Here is a 21,231-nt window from a genome sequence, read left to right as displayed (position 1 = left end):
GCCCCCGAGTGGTGACGGGAACGGGTAGGGGCGGCGGGGGCGAGAAAAGGCCGTGGTCAGGGGCGCGTGCCGCCCACAGGTGGGGCCGGGGTGAAGCGGACCGGGAGGGATGTCAGGCCCCGTAGCCAAGGGGAGGGACGGCGGGCCAGGGACTTGACGGGGACGGCCAGGTCGATGTCCGGGAGGCGGTCCAGGACTACCTCGATGGCCGTGCGGGCGATGACCTCCGCTATCTCCTGGGCCGGGAAAGGGCAGCGGTGTTCGCCGTGGCCGAAGGAGAAGTGGGCGCTGTTGCCGCCGGTCAGGGCGGAGCTGTGGGTGCGGACCTGCGGGTCGTGGTTGGCGGCCTGGAGGCCGAGGAGCAGGAGGTCACCGGCGCGTACGGCCCGACCCCCGAGCCGCGTGTCGCGGGCGGCCCAGCGCCCGGCCACGTTCTGCGTGGGCGTGTCCTCCCACAGCACCTCGTTCATGGCCTCGGCGACACTGCGCCGGCCACCGAAGAGCGAGGCCGCGAACCGCTCGTCCGTGAGCATCAGCCGCAGCGAGTTGCCGATCCAGTCGGCGGTCGGCTGGTGCCCCGCGGCCATCATGACCATCAGGTCCTGAGTGATCTCCTCGTGAGTGAAGCCGCCCGCGGCCCCTCCACCGTGGCCTCCTGCATGCCCTCCCGCGTGTCCCCGCGCGAGCATCCGGCTGACCACGTCGTCCGCGGGGCGCGCCGCCCGGTCCGCCACCAGGTGGGCCATCGCGGCGGCCACGTGCAACTGCCCGGCGATGGCCCCCTCGTGCCCGTCGACCATGTCGTTCAGGGCGGCGACGAGCCCGGGACCCTGTTCGTCGGCGAAGCCGTAGAGGGTGGCCAGGACACGTACGGGGAGCAGGGCCGCGTAGTCCACGACCAGGTCCGTCGCGCCCTTGGCGCACACCGCGTCGATCAGTTCGTCGGCGAACCGCTCGGCGAGCGTGCGCAGTTCGAAGGCGTCGACGGCTTCGAGGGCGTCGCTGACCATCGCGGCCCGCTCGCGATGGCGTTCGCCGACGGTGTAGAGGATGGACGGCTGGCCGCGGCCGATCAGCGGCAGCAGCGGCCAGTCGCCGGGGACCCGGTCCCACTGGTTCCAGAGGCCGGAGTCGCGGCTGAACAGCACGGGATCCCCGGTGACCTGGTGCAGCTCGCGGTAGCCGAGCACGAGCCAGGCCGGGATGTCCCCGTCGAGCAGCACCGACGCCACGGAACCGTGCTCGCGCCTCAACTCCCGGTACAACTCGGCGGGTTCGGCCAGGAACCGGGGCCCGTGGAGGCGCACGGGGGCGGGGTTCACCGGGCCAACTCCTGCGGGGGTACGGAGACATGGTCCTGCGGTGTACCGGCGGCGCCCTCGGCCGCGTACGGACTCCTGGCGGCCCGCACGCGCTCGACGACCTGCGGGTTGTCGGCGAGGTACAGGCTCTTGATGTGCTCGATCAGCGTGATCAGGACGCGTTTGCCGGAGTCGCGCGAGCGGGCGTCGCAGTCGACGAGCGGGATGTGCGGGGCGAGGTCGAGCGCGTCACGGACCTGTTGGAGCGTGTGGGCGGGGCCGCCGAAGTCGTTGCGGGCGACGATGAACGGCGTACCGAGACGTTCGAGCCGGTCGATGGCGTACCAGGAGTCGTCGATGCGCCGGGTGTCGACGAGGACGACCGCACCGAGCGCGCCGGTGAAGAGCCGGTCCCAGAGGTACCAGAAGCGCTCCTGGCCCGGCGCGCCGAAGAGGTAGAGCACGGTGCGGGCGCTGAGCGTGATGCGGCCGAAGTCGAAGGCCACGGTGGTCCGGGACTTGCCGGGCACCGCACTGACGTCGTCGACCGTCCCGCCGGCCCCCGTGATCGTCTCCTCGGTACTGAGGGGGCGGATCTCGCTCACCGAGTGGATCATCGTCGTCTTGCCGACACCGAAACCGCCGACGACCACGATCTTCAGCCCGTTGTCGGCGGACGCCTCCAGGGGCGTACGAACCTCGGGCGCACGGTCCTCGGGTGCAGGGTCCTCTGCCGCATGGGCGTCGGGCGTACGGGCGTCGGCGGTCGGTTCAGAGGTTGCGGAGTCCAACGAGCACCTGCTCCAGGATGTCGGGATCGGGGCGGCCGGCGATTGCGGCCCTGCGCGGGTGGCGGGCGCTGACGCGGCCCTCGGCGAGGAGGTCGGAGAGCAGGATCTTCGTGATGCTGACCGGCAGCCGCAGCTCCGCGGCGACCTCCGCGACGGCGGTGGGCCGTTCTGCGAGGCGCAGGATCGCCGCGTGCTCCGACTGCATGCCGGGGACCGCGTCGCACTCGGCGACGACCAGGGTCACCAGGTCGAACGGGGTTCCGGGCGTGGACCGGCTGCGTCCTTGCGTGACGGTGTAGAGCCGGTCGGGCGCGTCGTCCCTGCCCGGCCGGCTCATGACGTGCGTGGCTGCGCGCTCAGTGACGTACGAGGCTGTGAGCTCAGGTGGTCGCCGAGCTGTTCCACGAGTTCGGCCATGTTGTGCCCGATGAGCCCGGGGTCCGCCTCCTCGGCCGTGACCAGGGCCAGGTGTGCGCCCTCGCCCGCCTCTACGATGAACAGGACCCCGCCGTAGAACTCGGCCATCGCCGACCGTACGCCCCCGGTGCCGTCCCCGAACTCCATGGACGCCCCGTGGGACAGCGACTGGATACCGGCGGCGATGGCGGCGAGCTGGTCGGCCTGGTCGACGGAGAGTTCCGGCGTGCGGCACAGCTTCAGGCCGTCCCGCGAGAGCACGAGCGCGTGCCGGGCGCCGGGGGTGCGCGCCAGCATGCCCTGCATGAGCCAGGTCAGCTTCTCCTCGGTGGAGGAGTAGGTGGTGGGGGAGGCGGATGCGGCGATGGCGGCCGTGGCCGTGCTGCCGATGGGGCCGGTGGGGCCGGTCATGAAGTGGGGTCGCTTTCCGGGTGGGAGGTGGCAGGGCTCGTACGGGCTTGTACGGGCTCCTCCGCCGACGTCCCTCGGACGGCTTGGCGGAAACTGCTGAAGCGGGCGGCGCGGGTCATCACGTCGTCGGGACCGGAGCCGGGGACCTCCGGGGAGTAGGGGGCGCCGGAGCGGTCGGGACCGTCGGAGTCGTCATGGCCGTCGAGCGCGGCCGGGGGTCTGTTGCGGGAGCGCTGGGCCTCCACTTCGGCCTCCGCCTCGGCGAGGGTGCGGCCGCGGTGGCGCTTGGGGAGGCTGACGAGGGGGTCGGCGACCACGGGCTGGAGCGGGGAGCCGTGGGCCGGCACGGGCTCCGGGTCCAGGTCGGAGAGGGCGTGCGCGGCGGCGTACGACTCCTGGGGGCGGGGCCAGGGCTGGGGCTGGGGCCAGGACTGGGGCGCCGGGTCGGGCGCCTCGGGCTCGCGGCCGTGACGGGCGGCGTGGGCGCCATGGGGCCCACGGGTGCCATGAGTTCCAGGAGACCCATACGTTTCATTTGCCTCATGGGCGGCCGGAATCGGGACCCAGGCCACGGCCGGGCCGGGTGCCGAGGCCGAGGCGGAGGCCGGGTTCGCGGTCGGTACCTGGGGCTCGGCCGGTACGTGGCCCAGAGCCGATGCCGGGGCCGAGGTGAAGGCCGACGCGGATTCGGAGCTGGAACCGGAGCCGGAGCCGGAGTCGGATGCGGAAGCCGGTGCAGCGGCCGCAGCCGACGCGGAAGCCGGGTCCGAAGCCGATGTCGGGGCGGCCGCCGAGGACGAGGACGAGGACGAGGCCCAAGCCGACGTCGGGGCGGCGCCGGTTGTCGAGGCCGGTTCCGGAGTCGCGGTGGAGGACCAGGCCGGAGTCGGAGCAGCGTCCGGAGTCGCGGTGGAGGACCAGGTCGGCGTCGGAGCAGCCTCCGGAGCTGAGGCGGTTGTTGACGTCGGCGTCGAAGCCGACGCCCAAGAAGCCGAAGCCGGGTCCGATGCCGAAGCCGATGCCGATGCCGATGCCGAAGCCGAAGTCTGCGTCGGTGTCGGCGTCTGTGTCGCGGTCGACGCCGGGTTCGCGAGGATGTCCTGGGGGATGAGCACCAGGACGCCCGTGCCGCCGCGCGCGGAGGGGCGGAAGGAGACCTTCAGGCCGTACTTGCGGGAGAGGCGGCCGACGACCGCGAGGCCCAGCCGGGTGCCGCTGAGGCCGCCGAGTTCCGCCTCCTCGCCCGAGACGGCACGTTCGGCGCGGCGCAGCTGCACGTCGCCCATCACCAGCCCGCTGTCCTCCACGGAGATGATGACTCCGGCCGGAACCTCCTCTACGTAGACGTGCACTTCGGCCGTCGGAGGAGAGAAGTTCGCGGCGTTGTCGAGGATTTCGGCGAGCGCGTGCATCACGCCCTCGGCGGCGTGCCCGGCCACGGCGGCCTCGCTCGACGAGTGCACGCGTACGCGCTGGTAGCCGCTGATCCGGCCCATCGCGCCGCGCAGGATCGACTCCATGACGATGGGCCGCGCCCAGCGGCGGCCCGAGCGCGCGCCCGCGAGGACGGCGACGGAGTCGGCGAGGCGGCCCGCCTGTGCTGTGCGGTGGTCGAGGTGGAGGAGGTCGGTGAGTACGTCCTCGTCGGGGTGCCGCTCCTCCATGGCGCGCAGGTCGGCGAGCATGCTCGTGGCCAGGGCCTGCAGCCGTCCCGCGGTGTTGGCGGCGGCCGAGATCGCGGCGGCGCGTTCGGTTCTCGCCTGCCGCAGTTCGTCGGCCACGCGCGCGTGCTCGGCGCCGAGGCGGACGCGCTCCCGGTCGAGTTCGGCGGCCAGGCGGACCTTCTGGTGGGTGTTCTGCTCGGCGAGGCGGGCGCGTTCCCGGGTGTGGTCGTCAGTCAGACGCGCGCGTTCGCGCGCGGACTCCTCGGTGAGGCGGGCGTGCTCCTGGAGCAGTCGGCCGGCCTCCTGGGACACCGCTTCGAGGCGGCGGACGAGTAATCGCGACGTCGCCATGGCGCGGCTCGCCACGGCGACGGCCAGGCACAGCAGGACGACGCCCGCGCTGCCGCCCCAGGCGAGGGGCACGCGCACGGACGCGGGGGCCAGGGCGACCGCGGCGCCGACGGCGAGCGCAGCCGGTACGGCGGCGAGGAGCGGGGCGAGCACGACGGCACGCAGGCGAGGTCGCTCCCCGCCGAGGTGCGCCGGAGACGGCCGATCTGGGGTGGGGCGCGCTTGCGGGGTGGGCGCGGTCATCAATCGTGTCCTCGGTCGTGTCCTGGGTGGGATGCGACACATGGTGCTCAACTGGCGGTCACTATATGAGAGTTCGTGATCGGACCGCGCAGGATTCGTGCCCGCTTTCACAAGTCGTCCCCAATCCGGGGGCCGACCCTCCTTCGCTCGCCCGGGGTCACTGTCAGTGACGGGGGGCATTCTTGGAGGCATGACGGAAATGGATCTCGGGGAGTTGCGGTCGGAGCTGCGGAAAGCCGTGCGCGGAGAGGTCGCCTTCGACGCGACGGCGAGGGCGCTGACCACGATGGACGCGTCCAACTACCGGCGCGTGCCGCTCGGCGTGGTCGCCCCGAGAGACGCCGACGACGTGGCGGCGGCGCTGTCCGTCTGCTCCCGTCTCCGTGTGCCGGTCGTCGCGCGCGGTGGTGGTACGTCGATCGCGGGACAGGCGACCGGCACGGGTGTGGTGCTGGACTTCACCCGCCACATGAACCGGATCGTGTCCCTGGACGCGCAGGCGCGCACGGCCGTGGTCCAGCCGGGGGTCGTCCTGGACCGCCTCCAGGAGGCGGCCGCGCCGCACGGCCTGCGCTTCGGGCCCGACCCGTCGACCCACGGCCGGTGCACGCTCGGCGGAATGATCGGCAACAACTCGTGCGGGTCGCACTCGGTGGCCTGGGGTACGACGGCCGACAGCGTGCGCGGGCTGTCCGTGGTGACGGCCAGAGGCGAGTTCCTGTCGCCGGGCAGGTCATGGTCCGGCGCTCCGGAAGGGCTGCGGGCCCTGGTGGAGGGGGAGCTGGGGCGGCTGCGCACCGGCTTCCCGGACCTGCCCCGCCGTATCTCGGGGTATGCGCTGGACGCGCTGCTCCCCGAGAAGGGCGCCGACGTCGCCCGCTCCTTCTGCGGCTCCGAGGGCACCCTGGGCGTGCTGACGGAGGCGGTCGTCGCGCTGGTCGAGGCCCCACGCGCGCGTGCGCTGGCCGTGCTGGCGTACGCGGACGAGAGCGCGGCGGCCGAGGCCGCCGCGGGCCTGCTGCCGCACCGGCCGTTGACGGTGGAGGGCATGGCGGCCGATCTCGTACGGGCGGACGCGGGACTGCCCAGGGGCGGCGCCTGGCTGTTCGTGGAGACGGGCGGCGGGACGGCGGCGGAGGCACGCGCGCGTGCGGACGTGATCGTGCGTGCCGCGGACGTCGTCGACTCCCTCGTGGTCACCGACCCGGCCGGCCAGCGGGCCCTGTGGCGGGTCCGCGAGGACGCGAGCGGCACGGCGACCCGGATGCCGGACGGCACCGAGGCCTGGCCCGGCTGGGAGGACTGCGCTGTGCCCCCGGCCCGACTCGGCCCGTACCTGCGGGACTTCAGGGGCCTGCTGACTTCCCACGGACTGCGCGGCACGCCGTACGGGCACTTCGGGGACGGCTGCATTCACGTACGCATCGACTTCGACCTGCTCTCCCGCGAGGGCATCGGCCGCTTCCGCCGCTTCTCGGAGGAGCTGGCGGAGCTGGTGGTCGCCCACGGCGGCTCGCTCTCCGGGGAACACGGCGACGGACAGGCCCGCGCCGAACTGCTCCCGAAGATGTACGGGGAGGAGATGGTCGCCCTCTTCGAGCGGGCCAAGTCGGTGTGGGACCCGGACGGCCTGCTCAACCCGGGAATGCTGGTCCGGCCCGCCGCCCTGGACGAGAACCTGCGATTCGCCGTGCTCCCGCGCGAGCCGGTGGACGTGGCCTTCGGCTACCCGCACGACGGAGGCGACTTCTCGGCGGCGGTCCGCAGATGCGTGGGCGTCGCCAAGTGCCGCACGGAGACGGCCGGTCCGGGCTCCGGCGTCATGTGCCCCTCCTTCCGCGCGACCGGCGAGGAGGAGCACTCCACACGCGGGCGTGCCCGGCTGCTGCACGAGATGCTCGCGGGCGAGATCGTCACCGACGGCTGGGCGTCCACGGAGGTCCGCGACGCACTGGACCTGTGCCTGTCCTGCAAGGGCTGCCGCTCCGACTGCCCGGTCGGCGTCGACATGGCCACGTACAAGGCGGAGTTCCTGCACCACCACTACGAAGGCCGTCGGCGGCCCGCGGCCCACTATGCGATGGGGTGGCTGCCGGTCTGGCTGCGGATGGTGGACCGTTCGCGTACGGCACGGCTGGTCAACGCCCTCACCTCCGTACGCCCGTTGGAGGCACTCGCCAAGCGGCTGGGCGGGATCGCGCCCGAGCGGAGGATTCCGCGGGTGGCGGGGGAGACGTTCACCCGGTGGTGGGGCCGCAGGGCCAGGGCGCAGGCACGGTCGGCAATGCGCGCGGGCGTGGAGTACGACGAGTGCGTCGAGTACACGGACGGCGACCCGCCCAAGCTGGTCATCCTCTGGCCGGACACCTTCACCGAGTATCTGTCGCCGTCCGTAGGAAAGGCGGCCACGCGGGTCCTGGAGGCGGCGGGGATGAGAGTGCTGCCGTGGCCGCCGATGGACAAGGGGCTTCCGCGGGTGCCGGCCGTGAGCAGCCGGCTTCGGCGGAGGCCGACCATGGGATTGCGGCCACCACCGGGCGGGACACCGGGCGACGGAGCGCCGACCGGCCCGGACCCGGCGGGTCAGCCGCCGGCGGACCCAGCGGCGGACCCGGGGGCGGACCCAGGCCCGGACTCGTGGACCGTTCCGCGCCCGGTTCCCCGCGGCCGGGTCTGCTGCGGCCTGACCTACGTCTCGACGGGCCAGCTGGACCGCGCCCGCAAGGTGATGCGCCGCACCCTCGACCTGCTGTATCCGCTCGGGGATCCGTCCATCCCCGGGGAGCCCCCGCCCGTCGTCGTCCTCGAACCCAGCTGCGCCGCCGCCCTGCGCACGGATCTGCCCGAGCTGCTGCCCGACGATCCGCGCGCCCACATCCTGGCGTCGGCGGTCGTGACCTTCGCGGAGGCGCTGGAGCGCCACGCCGACCCGCACTGGACCCCGCCCCGCCTGGACCGTCCGGTCGTGGGCCAGACCCACTGCCACCAGCACGCGATCCTCGGCGACGCTCCCGACCGCCGCCTGCGCACGGCAGCGGGCCTGACCGGTGAACTCTCCGGCGGCTGCTGCGGCCTGGCAGGCAACTTCGGCTTCGAGAAGGGGCACCACGAAGTGTCGGTGGCCTGCGCGGAGGAACAACTGCTGCCGGCGGTTCGGGCGGCGGGGGAGGAACCGGTGGTCCTGGCGGACGGCTTCTCGTGCCGCACCCAACTCGAACAGCTCGGAGACCGGAAGGGCAGACACCTGGCCGAGGTGCTGGCGGAGGGTCTGGACGGCTGAGGGGCGCGCGGCTGTGACATTTGCGGCTCCGCCGCGATGGGGGCCCCTCCCGGTCGAGCGGAGCCGAGAGCGGGGGAGCGACCAGCCACAACGAACCCGCACCCGGCCGGCCGACATTTCACCGCAGCGTAAGCTGCAAAACTGTTGTACAGCCCTGACCGAGTCCATTACCCTGGACCGGCAAGTCCACCACGATGCACTGCAACGTACAACAGCTCTCGACCCGAACTTCCTGGACGGCCCCGTGAACATCCCCAGCGCTGACCGGTCCCCGTCGGTCGCCGACCCCGCGGCCGCCGTCGCCGGCCCGTCCCCCGTGTCCGACCCGGGAGCCGGCCCCGGGACCGGCCCGACGGCCGGCCCGGCGGGCGGCCCGCGGGGGATCCGGGCCCTCGGCCCCGTGGGGCTCGTGCTCGCCGGAGGCATCTCCGTCCAGTTCGGCGGCGCCCTCGCCGTGACCCTGATGCCGCGCACCGGAGCGCTCGGTGTCGTCACGCTCCGCCTCGTGGTCGCCGCGATCGTGATGCTCGTGGTCTGCCGCCCCAAACTGCGCGGGCACTCGCGCGTCGACTGGGGCACCGTCGTCGTCTTCGGCATCACGATGGCCGCGATGAACGGCCTCTTCTACCAGTCGGTCGCCCGCATCCCGCTCGGCCCCGCCGTTACGCTGGAGGTGCTCGGCCCCCTCGTGCTCTCGGTGGTGGCCTCCCGTCGCGCCCTCAACTTCGTCTGGGCCGGCCTCGCCCTCGGCGGCGTCTTCCTCCTCGGCGGCGGAGGCTTCGACAGCCTCGACCCGGTCGGTGTCGCGTTCGCCCTGTCGGCCGGCGCCATGTGGGCCGCGTACATCCTCTTCAGCGCCCGTACGGGGCGGCGCTTCCCGCAGGCCGACGGGCTGGCGCTCGCCATGGCGGTCGCGGCGGTGCTGTTCCTGCCCCTGGGCCTCGTCGAGTCCGGCACGAAACTGCTGGACCCGACCACGATCGCGCTGGGCTCCGCCGTCGCCGTCCTCTCCTCCGTGCTCCCCTACACACTCGAACTTCTCGCCCTCCGCCGTCTGCCCGCCTCCACCTTCGCCGTCCTCATGAGCCTCGAACCGGCCGTCGCCTCGATCGCCGGCTTCCTGGTCCTGAGCCAGACCCTGTCCATGACGGAGGCCCTGGCGATCACACTCGTCATCGCGGCGAGCATGGGGGCGGTACGGACACAGGTGGGCCGGGGCAGGGCGAAGGGGCTGGACTCCTAGACGCCGCCCCGGCGGCGAGAGGCCCGAGCGCCGCTGGACTCCGCCCCGGAGGCGAGACGGCACCGGCGCCGCCGGCCGGCGGGTCTCTCCCTGGTCGTCCGGGTTTCTCCCCAGTCGATGGGGTTCTCCCGGCCCAGGCGTGCCGTCCGCCATCCCGGTTTCAATAATGCAAGCACGCTTGCTTGTTTCTGCGACCACTGCCATGCTCCTGCACACCGCGCCGCACACCGCCGTGCCCGAGGGGAGCGCATCGTGACCGATCCGACGCCCGTGTTCGACGATCTGCGCGACGAGAGCGAGGAACTCGACCGGCTGGTGGGGGAGTTGAGCGAGGACGCCTGGGCGCTCGCGACCCCGGCGGCGGGCTGGACCGTCGCCCATCAGATCGCGCATCTCGCCTGGACCGACCGGTCGGCGCTGCTCGCGGCGACCGACCTGGCGGCCTTCGGGGCGGAGGTCGAGAAGGCGCTCGCCGCCCCGGACCGCTTCGTCGACGAGGGGGCCGAGGAAGGCGCCGGGCTGCCGCCCGCACGGCTGCTCGCCGAGTGGCGCGCCGGGCGCGACGCCCTGCACAAGGCGCTGTGTTCGACACCCAGAGGAGTGCGCCTCCCCTGGTACGGGCCGCCCATGTCCGCCGCCTCCATGGCGACGGCCCGGCTCATGGAGACCTGGGCCCACGGCCAGGACATCGCCGACGCGTTGCATGTGACGAGGCCACCCACCGACCGGCTGCGGCATGTGGCGCGCATCGGGGTGCGGGCCCGGGACTTCGCCTTCGGAGTGCGGGGGCTGAGCGCGCCGGAGGAGGAGTTCCGGGTCGAGCTGACGGCACCCTCCGGCGACGGCACGTTGTGGACGTACGGCCCCGAGGACGCCGCCCAGCGCGTCACCGGCCCCGCCCTCGACTTCTGCCTGCTCGTCACCCGGCGGGCCCACCGCGCCGATCTCGCCGTACGGGCACAAGGGGCCGACGCCGACCGCTGGCTCGACATCGCGCAGGCCTTCGCGGGGCCGCCGGGAACAGGCCGCGCACCGAAGGGGGCCACAGGATGACCGACCCCATGACCGGATCGACACCCGACGTCCCGCCCGGCCCCACCGCTGGATCGACGCCCGCCCCTGAAGCCCGTCCCCGTCCCCACCCTCTCCGCATCGGCAACGCCTCCGGCTTCTACGGTGACCGGTTCGACGCGATGCGGGAGATGCTCACCGGTGGACCCCTGGACGTCCTGACCGGCGACTATCTCGCCGAACTGACCATGCTCATCCTCGGCCGCGACCGCCTCAAGAACCCGTCCGGCGGCTACGCGCGCACCTTCCTGCGGCAGTTGGAGGAGTGCCTCGGGCTCGCGCACGAGAAGGGCGTACGGATCGTCGCCAACGCCGGCGGCCTCAATCCGGCCGGACTCGCCGACGCCGTGAGGGAGCTGGCCCAGCGGCTCGGCATCCCGGCGCGCGTCGCGCACGTAGAGGGCGACGACCTCACCGCACGCCACCCCAAGAGCCTCGCCGCGCACGCCTACCTCGGGGGCGAAGGCATCGCCACCTGCCTCCGCGAGGGCGCGGACATCGTCGTCACCGGCCGCGTCACGGACGCCGCCCTGGTCACGGGACCGGCCGCCGCCCACTTCGGCTGGGCACCGGGTGGGGGTCCCCCCGCGCGAGCGCAGTCGAGCGTGGGGGAGTACGACCGGCTCGCGGGTGCCGTCGTCGCCGGGCACGTCCTGGAGTGCGGCACGCAGGCCACCGGCGGCAACTACGCCTTCTTCGCCGAGCACGCCCCGGAGCGCCTGCACCACCCGGGCTTCCCCGTCGCCGAGATCCACGAGGACGGCACGAGCGTCATCACCAAGCACGACGGCACCGGCGGCGTCGTGGATCTCGGCACGGTCACCGCCCAGCTCCTGTACGAGACGTCCGGCGCCCGGTACGCGGGCCCCGACGTCACCGCGCGCCTCGACTCGGTCCGGCTCACCCAGGAGGGCCCCGACCGGGTACGGATCGACGGTGTGCGCGGCGAGGCCCCGCCGCCCACCCTCAAGGTCGGGCTCAACCGGCTCGGCGGCTTCCGCAACGAGGTCGTCTTCGTCCTGACCGGGCTCGACATCGAGAAGAAGGCCGCGCTCGTACGGGCCCAGCTGGAGACCGCGCTCATGGCGGCCAAGTCCCGCCCGGCCGACGTCCGTTGGGACCTCGCCCGCACCGATCACCCGGACGCCCCCACCGAGGAGACGGCCAGCGCCCTCCTCCGGCTCGTCGTGCGCGACCCCGACCAGGACACGGTCGGCCGGACCCTCAGCGGAGCCGCCGTCGAGCTGGCGCTCGGCAGCTACCCCGGATTCCATGTGTTGGCGCCACCTGGAAAGGGCGCGCCCTATGGGGTCTTCGAGGATGTGTACGTCCCCCATGGCGACGTGGACCATATGGCAGTCCTCCACGACGGGCACCGGATCCATGTGATGCCGGCCCAGGTCACCCGCGTACTGGAGCCGCTGGAGGAACCCCGGCTGCCGGAACCGCTGCCCGGATCCCCACTCCAGGGACCGACCCGCCGTGCCCCCCTCGGCCTCGTCGCCGGAGCCCGCAGCGGCGACAAGGGGGGCAACGCGAACGTCGGCGTCTGGGCCTGCACGGACGACGCCTGGCGCTGGCTGGCGCACACCCTCACCACCGACCGGTTCCGCGAACTCCTTCCGGAAACCGCCGGCTTGACCGTCGTACGCCATGTCCTGCCGAACCTGCGCGCCCTCAACTTCGTAGTGGAGGGAGTGCTCGGCGAGGGCGTCGCGGCCCAGCACCGTTTCGATCCGCAGGCCAAGGCCCTCGGCGAATGGCTGCGCTCCCGCCACCTCGACATCCCGGAGGTACTGCTGTGACGGTCCTGGCGTCCGCGCTGGACACCGCCTCCCCGGACTACGCCGCCCACCGCGAGGCCATGCTCGCCAAGCTCACCGAGCTCGGCACGGAGCACGCGAAGGCCCTCGCGGGCGGCGGCGAGAAGTACGTCGCCCGGCACAGAAAGCGCGGCAAACTGCTCGCCCGAGAGCGCATCGAGCTGCTCCTCGACCCCGACACACCCTTCTTGGAGCTGTCGCCTCTCGCCGCCTGGGGGAGCGCCTCCCCCGAGTACACGGTCGGCGCCTCGCTCGTCACCGGCATCGGGGTCGTCGAGGGCGTGGAGTGCCTGATCACGGCGAACGACCCGACCGTGCGCGGCGGCGCCAGCAACCCCTGGAGCCTGAAGAAGGCCCTCAGGGCGAACGACATCGCGCTCGCCAACCGCCTGCCCTGCATCAGCCTCGTCGAGTCCGGCGGCGCCGACCTGCCCTCCCAGAAGGAGATCTTCATCCCCGGGGGTGCCATCTTCCGTGACATCACCCGGCTTTCGGCGGCCGGCATCCCGACCGTCGCCGTCGTCTTCGGGAACTCCACCGCGGGCGGCGCGTACATCCCCGGCATGTCCGACCACGTGATCATGGTCAAGGAGCGGGCGAAGGTCTTCCTCGGCGGCCCGCCGCTCGTGAAGATGGCCACCGGCGAGGAGAGCGACGACGAGTCGCTGGGCGGCGCCGAGATGCACGCGCGCGTGTCGGGCCTCGCCGACTACTTCGCCGTCGACGAGCAGGACGCCCTCAGACAGGCGCGGCGCGTCGTCGCCCGCCTCAACCACCGCAAGGCGTACGGAGATCCGGGCCCGGCCGCCCCGCCCAAGTACGACGAGGACGAACTGCTCGGCATCGTCCCCGGGGATCTGCGCACCCCCTTCGACCCCCGCGAGGTCGTCGCGCGCCTCGTCGACGCCTCCGACTTCGACGAGTTCAAGCCCCTCTACGGAACGAGCCTCACGACGGGCTGGGCGACGCTCCACGGCTACCCCGTCGGCATCCTCGCCAACGCCCAGGGCGTGCTGTTCAGCGAGGAGTCCCAGAAGGCGGCCCAGTTCATCCAGCTCGCCAACCAGCGCGACATCCCGCTCCTCTTCCTGCACAACACCACCGGCTACATGGTCGGCAAGGAGTACGAACAGGGCGGCATCATCAAGCACGGCGCGATGATGATCAACGCGGTGAGCAACAGCCGCGTACCCCACCTCTCCGTGCTCATGGGCGCCTCCTACGGAGCGGGCCACTACGGCATGTGCGGCCGCGCCTACGACCCGCGCTTCCTGTTCGCCTGGCCCAGCGCCAAATCCGCCGTCATGGGCCCCCAGCAGCTCGCGGGTGTCCTGTCGATCGTCGCCCGGCAGTCCGCCGCCGCGAAGGGGCAGCCCTACGACGAGGACGCCGACGCCGCCCTGCGCGCCATGGTCGAGCAGCAGATCGAGTCCGAGTCCCTGCCGATGTTCCTGTCCGGGCGGCTGTACGACGACGGGGTCATCGACCCCCGCGACACCCGCACCGTCCTCGGCCTGTGCCTGTCCGCGATCCACACGGCGCCCTACGAAGGCGCACGCGGCGGCTTCGGCGTCTTCCGGATGTGAGAGGTCCCATGATTTCGAGTCTTCTGGTCGCCAACCGGGGCGAGATCGCCTGCCGCGTCTTCCGCACCTGCCGTGAGTTGGACATCCGAACTGTCGCCGTCTACTCGGACGCCGACGAGAACGCCCTCCACACGCGCGTGGCCGACACCGCGGTACGCCTGCCGGGCTCGACGCCCTCCGAGACGTATCTGCGCGGCGAGCTGATCGTGAAGGCCGCCCTGACGGCCGGAGCGGAGGCCGTCCACCCCGGATACGGCTTCCTGTCGGAGAACGCCGACTTCGCGCGGGCCGTCCTCGACGCGGGCCTGGTCTGGATCGGCCCCCCGCCCGAGGCGATCGAGGCGATGGCCTCCAAGACCCGCGCCAAGGAGCTGATGGCGGCCGCCGGGGTGCCGCTGCTCGCTCCCCTGGACCCCGACACGGTGACCGAGGCCGATCTGCCCGTCCTCGTGAAGGCGGCGTCGGGCGGCGGCGGCCGGGGCATGCGGATCGTCCGCGAACTCGCCGACCTCAAGAGCGAGTTGGAGGCCGCGTCGGCCGAGGCCCAGGGCGCCTTCGGGGACGGCACGGTCTTCGTCGAGCCGTACGTCGAGCACGGACGCCATGTCGAGGTGCAGATCGTCGCCGACACCCACGGCACCGTGTGGGCCTATGGCACCCGCGACTGCTCCCTCCAGCGCCGCCACCAGAAGGTGATCGAGGAGGCCCCCGCGCCGGCCCTCGCCCCCGGAGTCGAACGGCGCCTGCGCTCCGCGGCGACGGCCGCCGCCCGCACGATCACCTACGCGGGCGCGGGCACCGTCGAGTTCCTGGTCTCCGGGGAGGACGTCCACTTCCTGGAGATGAACACCCGCCTCCAGGTCGAACACCCGGTGACGGAAGCGGTGTTCGGCATCGACCTGGTCGCCCTGCAGCTGAGCGTCGCCGAGGGAGCGCGGCTGGACGGCGAACCACCGCAGTCGTCCGGCCACGCCGTCGAGGCCCGCCTCTACGCCGAGGACCCCGCCCAGAACTGGGCCCCGCAGACCGGCACCCTGCACCGCCTCTCCGTACCCGGCATCCGCCTGGACACCGGCTACGAGGACGGCGACACGATCGGCGTCCACTACGACGCCATGCTCGCCAAGGCCGTCGCGTACGCCCCCACGCGCGCGGAGGCGATCCGCCGGCTCGCCGGAGCCCTGGAGCGGGCCACGATCCACGGCCCCGTCACCAACCGCGACCTCCTCGTACGCTCCCTGCGCCACGAGGAGTTCACGACGGCCCGCATGGACACGGCCTTCTACGAACGCCACCTGACCGACCTCACCACGGCCGACCCGGACCCGTACGCCCCCTTGGCCGCCGCCCTCGCGGACGCCCACGGCCGCTCCCGGTTCGGCGGCTGGCGCAACCTGCCCTCCCAGCCCCAGACCAAGCGCTACGCCTCGGCGGACGGCGAACACGAGGTCCACTACCGGCACACCCGCGAGGGCCTGACGGCCGACGGCGTCCGCGTGCTGAGCGCCACCGCTGATCTCGTCGTACTCGAAATCGACGGCGTACGGCGGAAGTTCGACGTCACCCGCCACGACGACCGCGTCTACGTGAACACCACCGCACTCACCGCCCTGCCCCGCTTCCCGGACCCCACCGCCCAGCAGGCCCCCGGCTCCCTCCTGGCCCCCATGCCCGGCACGGTCGCCCGAATCGCCGACGGCCTGACCACCGGCTCCGCCGTACAGGCCGGAGACCCCCTCATCTGGCTGGAGGCAATGAAGATGGAACACAAGATCACAGCCCCGGCGACAGGCACACTCACGGCCCTGCACGCGACTCCGGGGCAGCAGGTCGAGGTGGGCGCATTGTTGGCGGTCGTCCAGCAAGAGCCGCCTCTTTAGGGGCGTCGGGACCGGCTGCTTTTAGGGGCGCGGGGAACTGCGCACCCAGCCACGACGAACCCGCACCCTCCAAACGCCACGAACCCCCTCCCCCTGAGGAGCCCCCAATGACAACGGTCCTCGAAACAGACGAACACAAGGCCCTCCGAGCAGCCGTAGCCGCCCTCGGCACCCGCTACGGCCGCGAATACCTCACCAAGGTCATCGCCGCGGGCGCCCACCCCGACGAACTCTGGTCAGAGGCAGCCAAGCTGGGCTACCTGGGCGTCAACCTGCCGGAGGCATACGGCGGCGGAGGCGGCGGCATCGCCGAACTCTCCATCGTCCTGGAGGAGTTGGGCGCCGCGGGCTGCCCCCTCCTCATGATGGTCGTCTCCCCGGCCATCTGCGGCACCGTGATCGCCCGCTTCGGAACAGCGGACCAAAAGCAGGACTGGCTCCCGGCCCTGGCCGACGGCACCCGCACCATGGCGTTCGGCATCACCGAACCCGACGCCGGCTCCAACAGCCACCGCATCACCACGACGGCCCGCCGGGACGGAACCGACTGGATCCTCACGGGCCGCAAGGTCTTCATCTCCGGCGTGGACATCGCGGACGCCACGCTCATCGTCGGCCGCGCTGAGGACGCCCGTACGGGCAAGCTCAAGCCCTGCCTGTTCATCGTCCCGCGCGACGCCTCCGGCTTCGAGCGGCGGCAGATCGACATGGAACTGCACGGCGCGGAGAAGCAGTTCGAGCTGACCCTCGACGACGTACGCCTGCCCGCCGACGCACTCGTCGGAGACGAGGACGCGGGCCTGCTCCAGCTCTTCGCCGGCCTCAACCCCGAGCGCATCATGACCGCCGCCTTCGCGATCGGCATGGGCCGCTACGCCCTCTCCAGGGCCGTCACCTACGCCCGCGAACGCACCGTCTGGCGGGACCCGATCGGCGCCCACCAGGCCATCGCGCACCCCCTGGCGCAGGCCCACATCGACCTGGAACTCGCCCGTCTGATGATGCAGAAGGCGGCCTTCCTGTACGACTCCGGGGACGACGCGGGAGCCGGAGAGGCCGCCAACATGGCCAAGTACGCCGCCGCCGAAGCCTGTGTGAAAGCGGTCGACCAGTCCGTGCACACCCTCGGCGGCAACGGCCTGACCGGTGAGTTCGGCCTCGCGACCCTCATCACCGCGTCCCGGGTGGCCCGGATCGCGCCCGTCAGCCGGGAGATGATCCTCAACTACGTCTCGCACCAGACCCTGGGCCTGCCGAAGTCCTACTAGCACTATCTCCCGTACAACTTCCGGCTCCTGGAAAGGGCCCGCCATGGTGTTCCGCAGCGAGTACGAAGACGTCCCCGCCGTCGAAGAACCCATCCACGAGGCGGTGCTGGGCCGCGCCGCCTCCCGGGGCGACACACCCGCGCTGATCGACGGCGTGGACGGGATGACCCTCACCTACGCCCAACTCGACACGTTCCACCGGCGGATCGCCGCCGCGCTCGCCGACCTCGGGGTCCGCAAGGGCGACGTGCTGGCGCTGCACAGCCCCAACACCGTCGCCTTCCCGGTGGCGTTCTTCGCCGCCACGCGCGCGGGGGCCTCGGTCACGACCGTGCACCCGCTCGCCACACCCGAGGAGTTCGCCAAGCAGCTGCGGGACTGCAGGGCCGAGTGGATCGTCACCGTGTCACCGCTCCTGGAGACGGCCCGTACGGCGGCCGAACTCGCGGGCGGCGTACGGGAGATCTTCGTCTGCGACCAGGCACCCGGGCACCGGTCCCTGTTCGACATGCTGGGCTCCACGGCCCCCGAGCCGCGGATCGACATCGACCCCGCAGAGGACGTGGCGGCCCTCCCGTACTCCTCCGGGACGACCGGCATCCCCAAGGGCGTGATGCTCACCCACCGGAACATCGCCACCAACCTGGCCCAACTGTCACCCACCATGCCGATGGGCCCCGGCGACCGCATCCTCGCCGTCCTGCCGTTCTTCCACATCTACGGGCTGACGGCCCTCATGAACGCGCCGCTAAGGCAGGGCGCCACCGTCGTCGTCCTGCCGCGCTTCGACCTCGAATCGTTCCTCGCGGCCATCGAGAAACACCGCATCACAGGCCTGTACGTGGCCCCGCCGATCGTCCTCGCCCTCGCCAAGCACCCCGCCGTCGAGGGCTACGACCTGTCGTCCCTGGAGTACATCATCAGCGCGGCCGCGCCCCTGGACGCCGAACTGGCGGAGGCCTGTTCGCGCAGGCTGGGACTGCCGCCCGTCGGCCAGGCGTACGGCATGACGGAACTCTCGCCCGGCACGCACGTCGTACCCCGCGACTCCGCGAACCCGCCCCCCGGAAGCGTCGGAAAACTCATCCCCGGCACGGAGATGCGCATCGTTTCCCTCGACGACCCCGGCAAGGACGTCGGCGTCGACGAACGCGGCGAGATCGTCATCCGCGGACCGCAGGTCATGAAGGGCTACCTCGGCCGCCCCGAGGCGACCGCCGCGATGATCGACGAGCACGGCTGGCTGCACACCGGGGACGTCGGGCACATCGACGCGGGCGGCTGGCTGTACGTCGTCGACCGCGTCAAGGAACTCATCAAGTACAAGGGCTTCCAGGTGGCCCCCGCCGAACTGGAGGCCCTCCTGCTCACGCACCCCGGCATCGCCGACGCCGCCGTCATCGGCGTCTACGACAGCGACAACAACGAACGGCCGCACGCGTACGTGGTGCGCCAGCCGGCCGCGGAGGACCTCACCGAGGACGAGGTCATGGGGTACGTCGCCGAGCGCGTCGCCCCGTACAAGAAGGTCAGGCAGGTCGTCTTCATCGAAGGCGTGCCCAGGGCGGCCTCTGGCAAGATCCTGCGACGAGAACTGAGGGAGCGCGCATGACAGTGGTGCGGCGGTCGTACGAGCGCGGGATCACCACCCTCGCACTCGACGCGCCCGAGCGGCGCAACGCCCTCTCGGCCCAGCTGGTGGGGGAACTCGCGGACGCGCTCACGGAGTGCGGCAAGGACGGTGACGTACGCGCCGTCGTCCTCACCCACACCGGCAACACCTTCAGCGCGGGCGCGGACCTGCGCGACCCTCCCCCACTCTCGACTTCGCTCGAGCGGGGGGACCCCCATGCCCCCGACACCCTGGTCGCCCTGCTGCGCCAGATCGTCGAACTGCCCAAACCCGTCGTCGCCCGCGTCACAGGCCATGTGCGCGCGGGCGGCCTCGGACTGCTCGGCGCCTGCGACATCGCCGTCGCCTCCCAGCAGGCCACGTTCGCCTTCACGGAGGTACGCATCGGGGTCGCCCCCGCCGTGATCTCGCTGCCCCTGCTGCCACGCCTCGACCCGCGCGCGGTGGCCCGCTACTACCTCACGGGGGAGAAGTTCGACGCGGACGAAGCCGCCCGGATCGGCCTCGTCACGGCGGCGGGCGACGACGCCGACGACGTACTCGCGCCCGTGCTCGACGGACTGCGCCGATCCTCCCCGCAAGGGCTCGCCGAGACGAAACGGCTGCTCACGGCTAAGGTGCTGGACACCTTCGACCGGGACGCGGCCGACCTCACCGCGCTCTCGGCCCGGCTGTTCTCCTCCCCGCAGGCCCGCGAGGGAATGACGGCCTTCCTCGAACGACGGGATCCTCCATGGGTGTGCTGAACGGTGGCGCCACGACCGGCGGCGTGGTGAACGGCGCGCCGCCGGCCGAGCGCGCACCCAAACAGGACCGCAGCCGGGCCACCCGGCAGCGCCTCCTCGAAGCCGCGGTCGCCTGCCTCGCCGAACACGGCTGGGCCGGCTCCACGGTCTCCGTCGTCGCCGAACGCGCCGGCGTCTCCCGGGGCGCCGCCCAGCACCACTTCCCGACCCGCGAGGACCTCTTCACGGCAGCCGTCGAGTACGTCGCCGAAGAACGCTCCACCGCCCTGCGCGACCTGTTCCCCGACGGCCCCACGGACCGCCACGCGGTCGTCGCCGCCCTCGTCGACCTCTACACCGGCCCCCTGTTCCGAGCCGCCCTCCACCTCTGGGTGGCCGCCTCCAACGAAGCTCAACTACGCCCCCGCGTAACCGAGTTGGAAGCCCGCGTCGGCCGCGAGACCCACCGCATAGCCGTGGAACTCCTGAACGCCGACGAATCCCGCCCCGGCGCCCGGGAAACCGTCCAGGGCCTCCTCGACATGTCCCGCGGCCTCGGCCTGGCCAACCTCCTCACGGACGACAAGGCCCGCCGCGAACGAGTGGTCGCCCAGTGGTCGAAAATCCTGGACGGGGTGCTGGGCTGAGGGCCCTCTCCCTCACGGACTGAGCCGCTCCAGCCGCCACGACCCGTCCTCCCGGGTCACATAGCGCAGACGGTCGTGGAGGCGGTTCTCGCGGCCCTGCCAGAACTCGATCGACTGCGGGGCGACGCGGAAGCCGCCCCAGTTCGGGGGGACCGGGACCTGCTCGCCCTCGGGGTGGCGGGTGGCCAGTTCGGCGTACGCGGTGTCCAGTTCGGCGCGGGAGGAGATCACCGCGGACTGGGTGCTCGTCCAGGCACCGAGCTGGGAGCCGTGCGGACGGGTGCGGAAGTACGCGGCCGTCTCGTCACGGCCCGTGCGCCGAGCAGTGCCGCTGACGATGACCTGCCGGGCCATCGCGTGCCATGGGAAGAGCAGAGAGACGTACGGGTTGTCGGCGAGGTCGCGCGCCTTGCGGGACTCGTAGTTGGTGAAGAAGACGAAACCCTGTTCGTCGTACTGCTTCAGCAGGACCGTGCGGGAGCTGGGCCGCCCCTCGGCGTCCGCGGTGGAGACGACCATGGCGTTCGGCTCGTACACCAGGCCATCGGTCGCGGCCAGGGCGAACCAGCGCGCGAACTGCTCCATCGGGTGGTCGGCCAGCTCGGTCTCGTCGATTCCCTCGGCCCGGTAGTGCTTGCGCATCAACGCGGGGTCGAGGACGGGCTCACGGTCGGTCACGCGGTCATCCTGCCGTATTCCGAACGGTGGCAGAGGAGCTCCCGGCGGGCGTGGCCTTCGTCATGCCGTGGCACTCAGTGCCGCGTACTCTCCCCAAAGGTGACACCAAGGGATATCGTCCTGCTTCCGAAACGGTTGGGTGACCGCCATCCGGACGGGGCATCACCGGGGTGACGTACGGACCGCGAGTCCACGAGGCGACCGCGGAACCGGACGGCC

Annotated in this window: 16 protein-coding genes; 10 read left to right on the top strand and 6 right to left on the bottom strand. The window is 72.3% G+C overall.

What is annotated here, in order from left to right; genetic code table 11:
* Positions 1-56: 56 nt before the first annotated feature.
* The 5 genes from OG718_RS25545 to OG718_RS25525 all read right to left on the bottom strand — a co-directional run bounded on the left by OG718_RS25545 (position 57) and on the right by OG718_RS25525 (position 5,178).
* On the bottom strand, positions 57-1,322 hold the full coding sequence (locus OG718_RS25545; RefSeq protein WP_328845261.1) for a cytochrome P450: 1,266 nt from the start codon (positions 1,320-1,322) through the stop codon (positions 57-59).
* Entirely contained in the window at positions 1,319-2,092 is a 774-nt protein-coding gene (locus OG718_RS25540; RefSeq protein WP_143639740.1) for a GTP-binding protein, read from the bottom strand. Before OG718_RS25540 ends, OG718_RS25545 begins: the two co-directional genes overlap by 4 nt.
* Positions 2,073-2,429 (bottom strand): DUF742 domain-containing protein, encoded by a 357-nt coding sequence (locus OG718_RS25535; RefSeq protein WP_143639742.1) that lies wholly within the window; start codon positions 2,427-2,429, stop codon positions 2,073-2,075. Before OG718_RS25535 ends, OG718_RS25540 begins: the two co-directional genes overlap by 20 nt.
* Positions 2,426-2,815: a roadblock/LC7 domain-containing protein gene (locus tag OG718_RS25530; protein WP_260695368.1), complete on the bottom strand. Its 390-nt coding sequence runs from the start codon at positions 2,813-2,815 to the stop codon at positions 2,426-2,428. Before OG718_RS25530 ends, OG718_RS25535 begins: the two co-directional genes overlap by 4 nt.
* A gap of 101 nt (positions 2,816-2,916) precedes the next feature.
* On the bottom strand, positions 2,917-5,178 hold the full coding sequence (locus OG718_RS25525) for a sensor histidine kinase (RefSeq protein ID WP_328845260.1): 2,262 nt from the start codon (positions 5,176-5,178) through the stop codon (positions 2,917-2,919).
* A 190-nt stretch (positions 5,179-5,368) separates the two neighbouring features.
* Between OG718_RS25525 and OG718_RS25520 the strand changes: the two genes are divergently transcribed.
* From OG718_RS25520 to OG718_RS25475, 10 genes are all read left to right on the top strand, one after another.
* On the top strand, positions 5,369-8,458 hold the full coding sequence (locus OG718_RS25520) for an FAD-binding and (Fe-S)-binding domain-containing protein (protein WP_328845259.1): 3,090 nt from the start codon (positions 5,369-5,371) through the stop codon (positions 8,456-8,458).
* 316 nt (positions 8,459-8,774) lie between these two features.
* The gene (locus tag OG718_RS25515) at positions 8,775-9,701 is read left to right on the top strand and encodes an EamA family transporter (protein WP_143639977.1); all 927 of its coding nucleotides are present in this window, start codon (positions 8,775-8,777) and stop codon (positions 9,699-9,701) included.
* 252 nt (positions 9,702-9,953) lie between these two features.
* Complete coding sequence (locus OG718_RS25510) at positions 9,954-10,754, top strand: TIGR03084 family metal-binding protein (protein ID WP_328845258.1); 801 nt, start codon at positions 9,954-9,956, stop codon at positions 10,752-10,754.
* Between the two features lie 140 nt (positions 10,755-10,894).
* A complete protein-coding gene (locus OG718_RS25505; protein ID WP_443055355.1) occupies positions 10,895-12,577 on the top strand; it encodes an acyclic terpene utilization AtuA family protein in 1,683 nt (560 codons plus the stop codon).
* Positions 12,574-14,181: an acyl-CoA carboxylase subunit beta gene (locus OG718_RS25500; protein ID WP_328845256.1), complete on the top strand. Its 1,608-nt coding sequence runs from the start codon at positions 12,574-12,576 to the stop codon at positions 14,179-14,181. Before OG718_RS25505 ends, OG718_RS25500 begins: the two co-directional genes overlap by 4 nt.
* A gap of 8 nt (positions 14,182-14,189) precedes the next feature.
* Positions 14,190-16,061: an acetyl/propionyl/methylcrotonyl-CoA carboxylase subunit alpha gene (locus OG718_RS25495; RefSeq protein ID WP_328845255.1), complete on the top strand. Its 1,872-nt coding sequence runs from the start codon at positions 14,190-14,192 to the stop codon at positions 16,059-16,061.
* A gap of 107 nt (positions 16,062-16,168) precedes the next feature.
* The gene (locus tag OG718_RS25490; protein WP_328845254.1) at positions 16,169-17,329 is read left to right on the top strand and encodes an acyl-CoA dehydrogenase family protein; all 1,161 of its coding nucleotides are present in this window, start codon (positions 16,169-16,171) and stop codon (positions 17,327-17,329) included.
* A gap of 46 nt (positions 17,330-17,375) precedes the next feature.
* The gene (locus OG718_RS25485; protein ID WP_143639979.1) at positions 17,376-18,941 is read left to right on the top strand and encodes a 4-coumarate--CoA ligase family protein; all 1,566 of its coding nucleotides are present in this window, start codon (positions 17,376-17,378) and stop codon (positions 18,939-18,941) included.
* On the top strand, positions 18,938-19,708 hold the full coding sequence (locus tag OG718_RS25480) for an enoyl-CoA hydratase family protein (RefSeq protein WP_328845253.1): 771 nt from the start codon (positions 18,938-18,940) through the stop codon (positions 19,706-19,708). The genes OG718_RS25485 and OG718_RS25480 overlap by 4 nt, the downstream gene beginning before the upstream one ends.
* A complete protein-coding gene (locus tag OG718_RS25475) occupies positions 19,696-20,334 on the top strand; it encodes a TetR/AcrR family transcriptional regulator (protein ID WP_143639757.1) in 639 nt (212 codons plus the stop codon). Before OG718_RS25480 ends, OG718_RS25475 begins: the two co-directional genes overlap by 13 nt.
* Before the next feature lie 12 nt (positions 20,335-20,346).
* Here OG718_RS25475 and pdxH read toward each other — a convergent pair whose 3' ends face one another.
* Positions 20,347-21,012 (bottom strand): pyridoxamine 5'-phosphate oxidase, encoded by a 666-nt coding sequence (gene pdxH / locus OG718_RS25470; protein WP_328845252.1) that lies wholly within the window; start codon positions 21,010-21,012, stop codon positions 20,347-20,349.
* Positions 21,013-21,231: the final 219 nt, after the last annotated feature.

Source organism: Streptomyces sp. NBC_00258, assembly GCF_036182465.1.
Classification (GTDB): domain Bacteria; phylum Actinomycetota; class Actinomycetes; order Streptomycetales; family Streptomycetaceae; genus Streptomyces.
Note: the sequence above shows the minus strand (reverse complement) of the source record. Positions and strands in the feature narration are given on the sequence as shown.

What these genes read in the sequence shown, in the direction of transcription:
- OG718_RS25475 (WP_143639757.1), top strand. Translation starts at nt 19,696, where the DNA reads ATGGGTGTGCTGAACGGTGGCGCCACGACCGGCGGCGTGGTGAACGGC.
- OG718_RS25525 (WP_328845260.1), bottom strand. Translation starts at nt 5,178, where the DNA reads ATGACCGCGCCCACCCCGCAAGCGCGCCCCACCCCAGATCGGCCGTCT.
- OG718_RS25495 (WP_328845255.1), top strand. Translation starts at nt 14,190, where the DNA reads ATGATTTCGAGTCTTCTGGTCGCCAACCGGGGCGAGATCGCCTGCCGC.
- OG718_RS25480 (WP_328845253.1), top strand. Translation starts at nt 18,938, where the DNA reads ATGACAGTGGTGCGGCGGTCGTACGAGCGCGGGATCACCACCCTCGCA.
- OG718_RS25505 (WP_443055355.1), top strand. Translation starts at nt 10,895, where the DNA reads ATGCGGGAGATGCTCACCGGTGGACCCCTGGACGTCCTGACCGGCGAC.
- OG718_RS25520 (WP_328845259.1), top strand. Translation starts at nt 5,369, where the DNA reads ATGACGGAAATGGATCTCGGGGAGTTGCGGTCGGAGCTGCGGAAAGCC.
- OG718_RS25490 (WP_328845254.1), top strand. Translation starts at nt 16,169, where the DNA reads ATGACAACGGTCCTCGAAACAGACGAACACAAGGCCCTCCGAGCAGCC.
- OG718_RS25535 (WP_143639742.1), bottom strand. Translation starts at nt 2,429, where the DNA reads ATGAGCCGGCCGGGCAGGGACGACGCGCCCGACCGGCTCTACACCGTC.
- OG718_RS25530 (WP_260695368.1), bottom strand. Translation starts at nt 2,815, where the DNA reads ATGCAGGGCATGCTGGCGCGCACCCCCGGCGCCCGGCACGCGCTCGTG.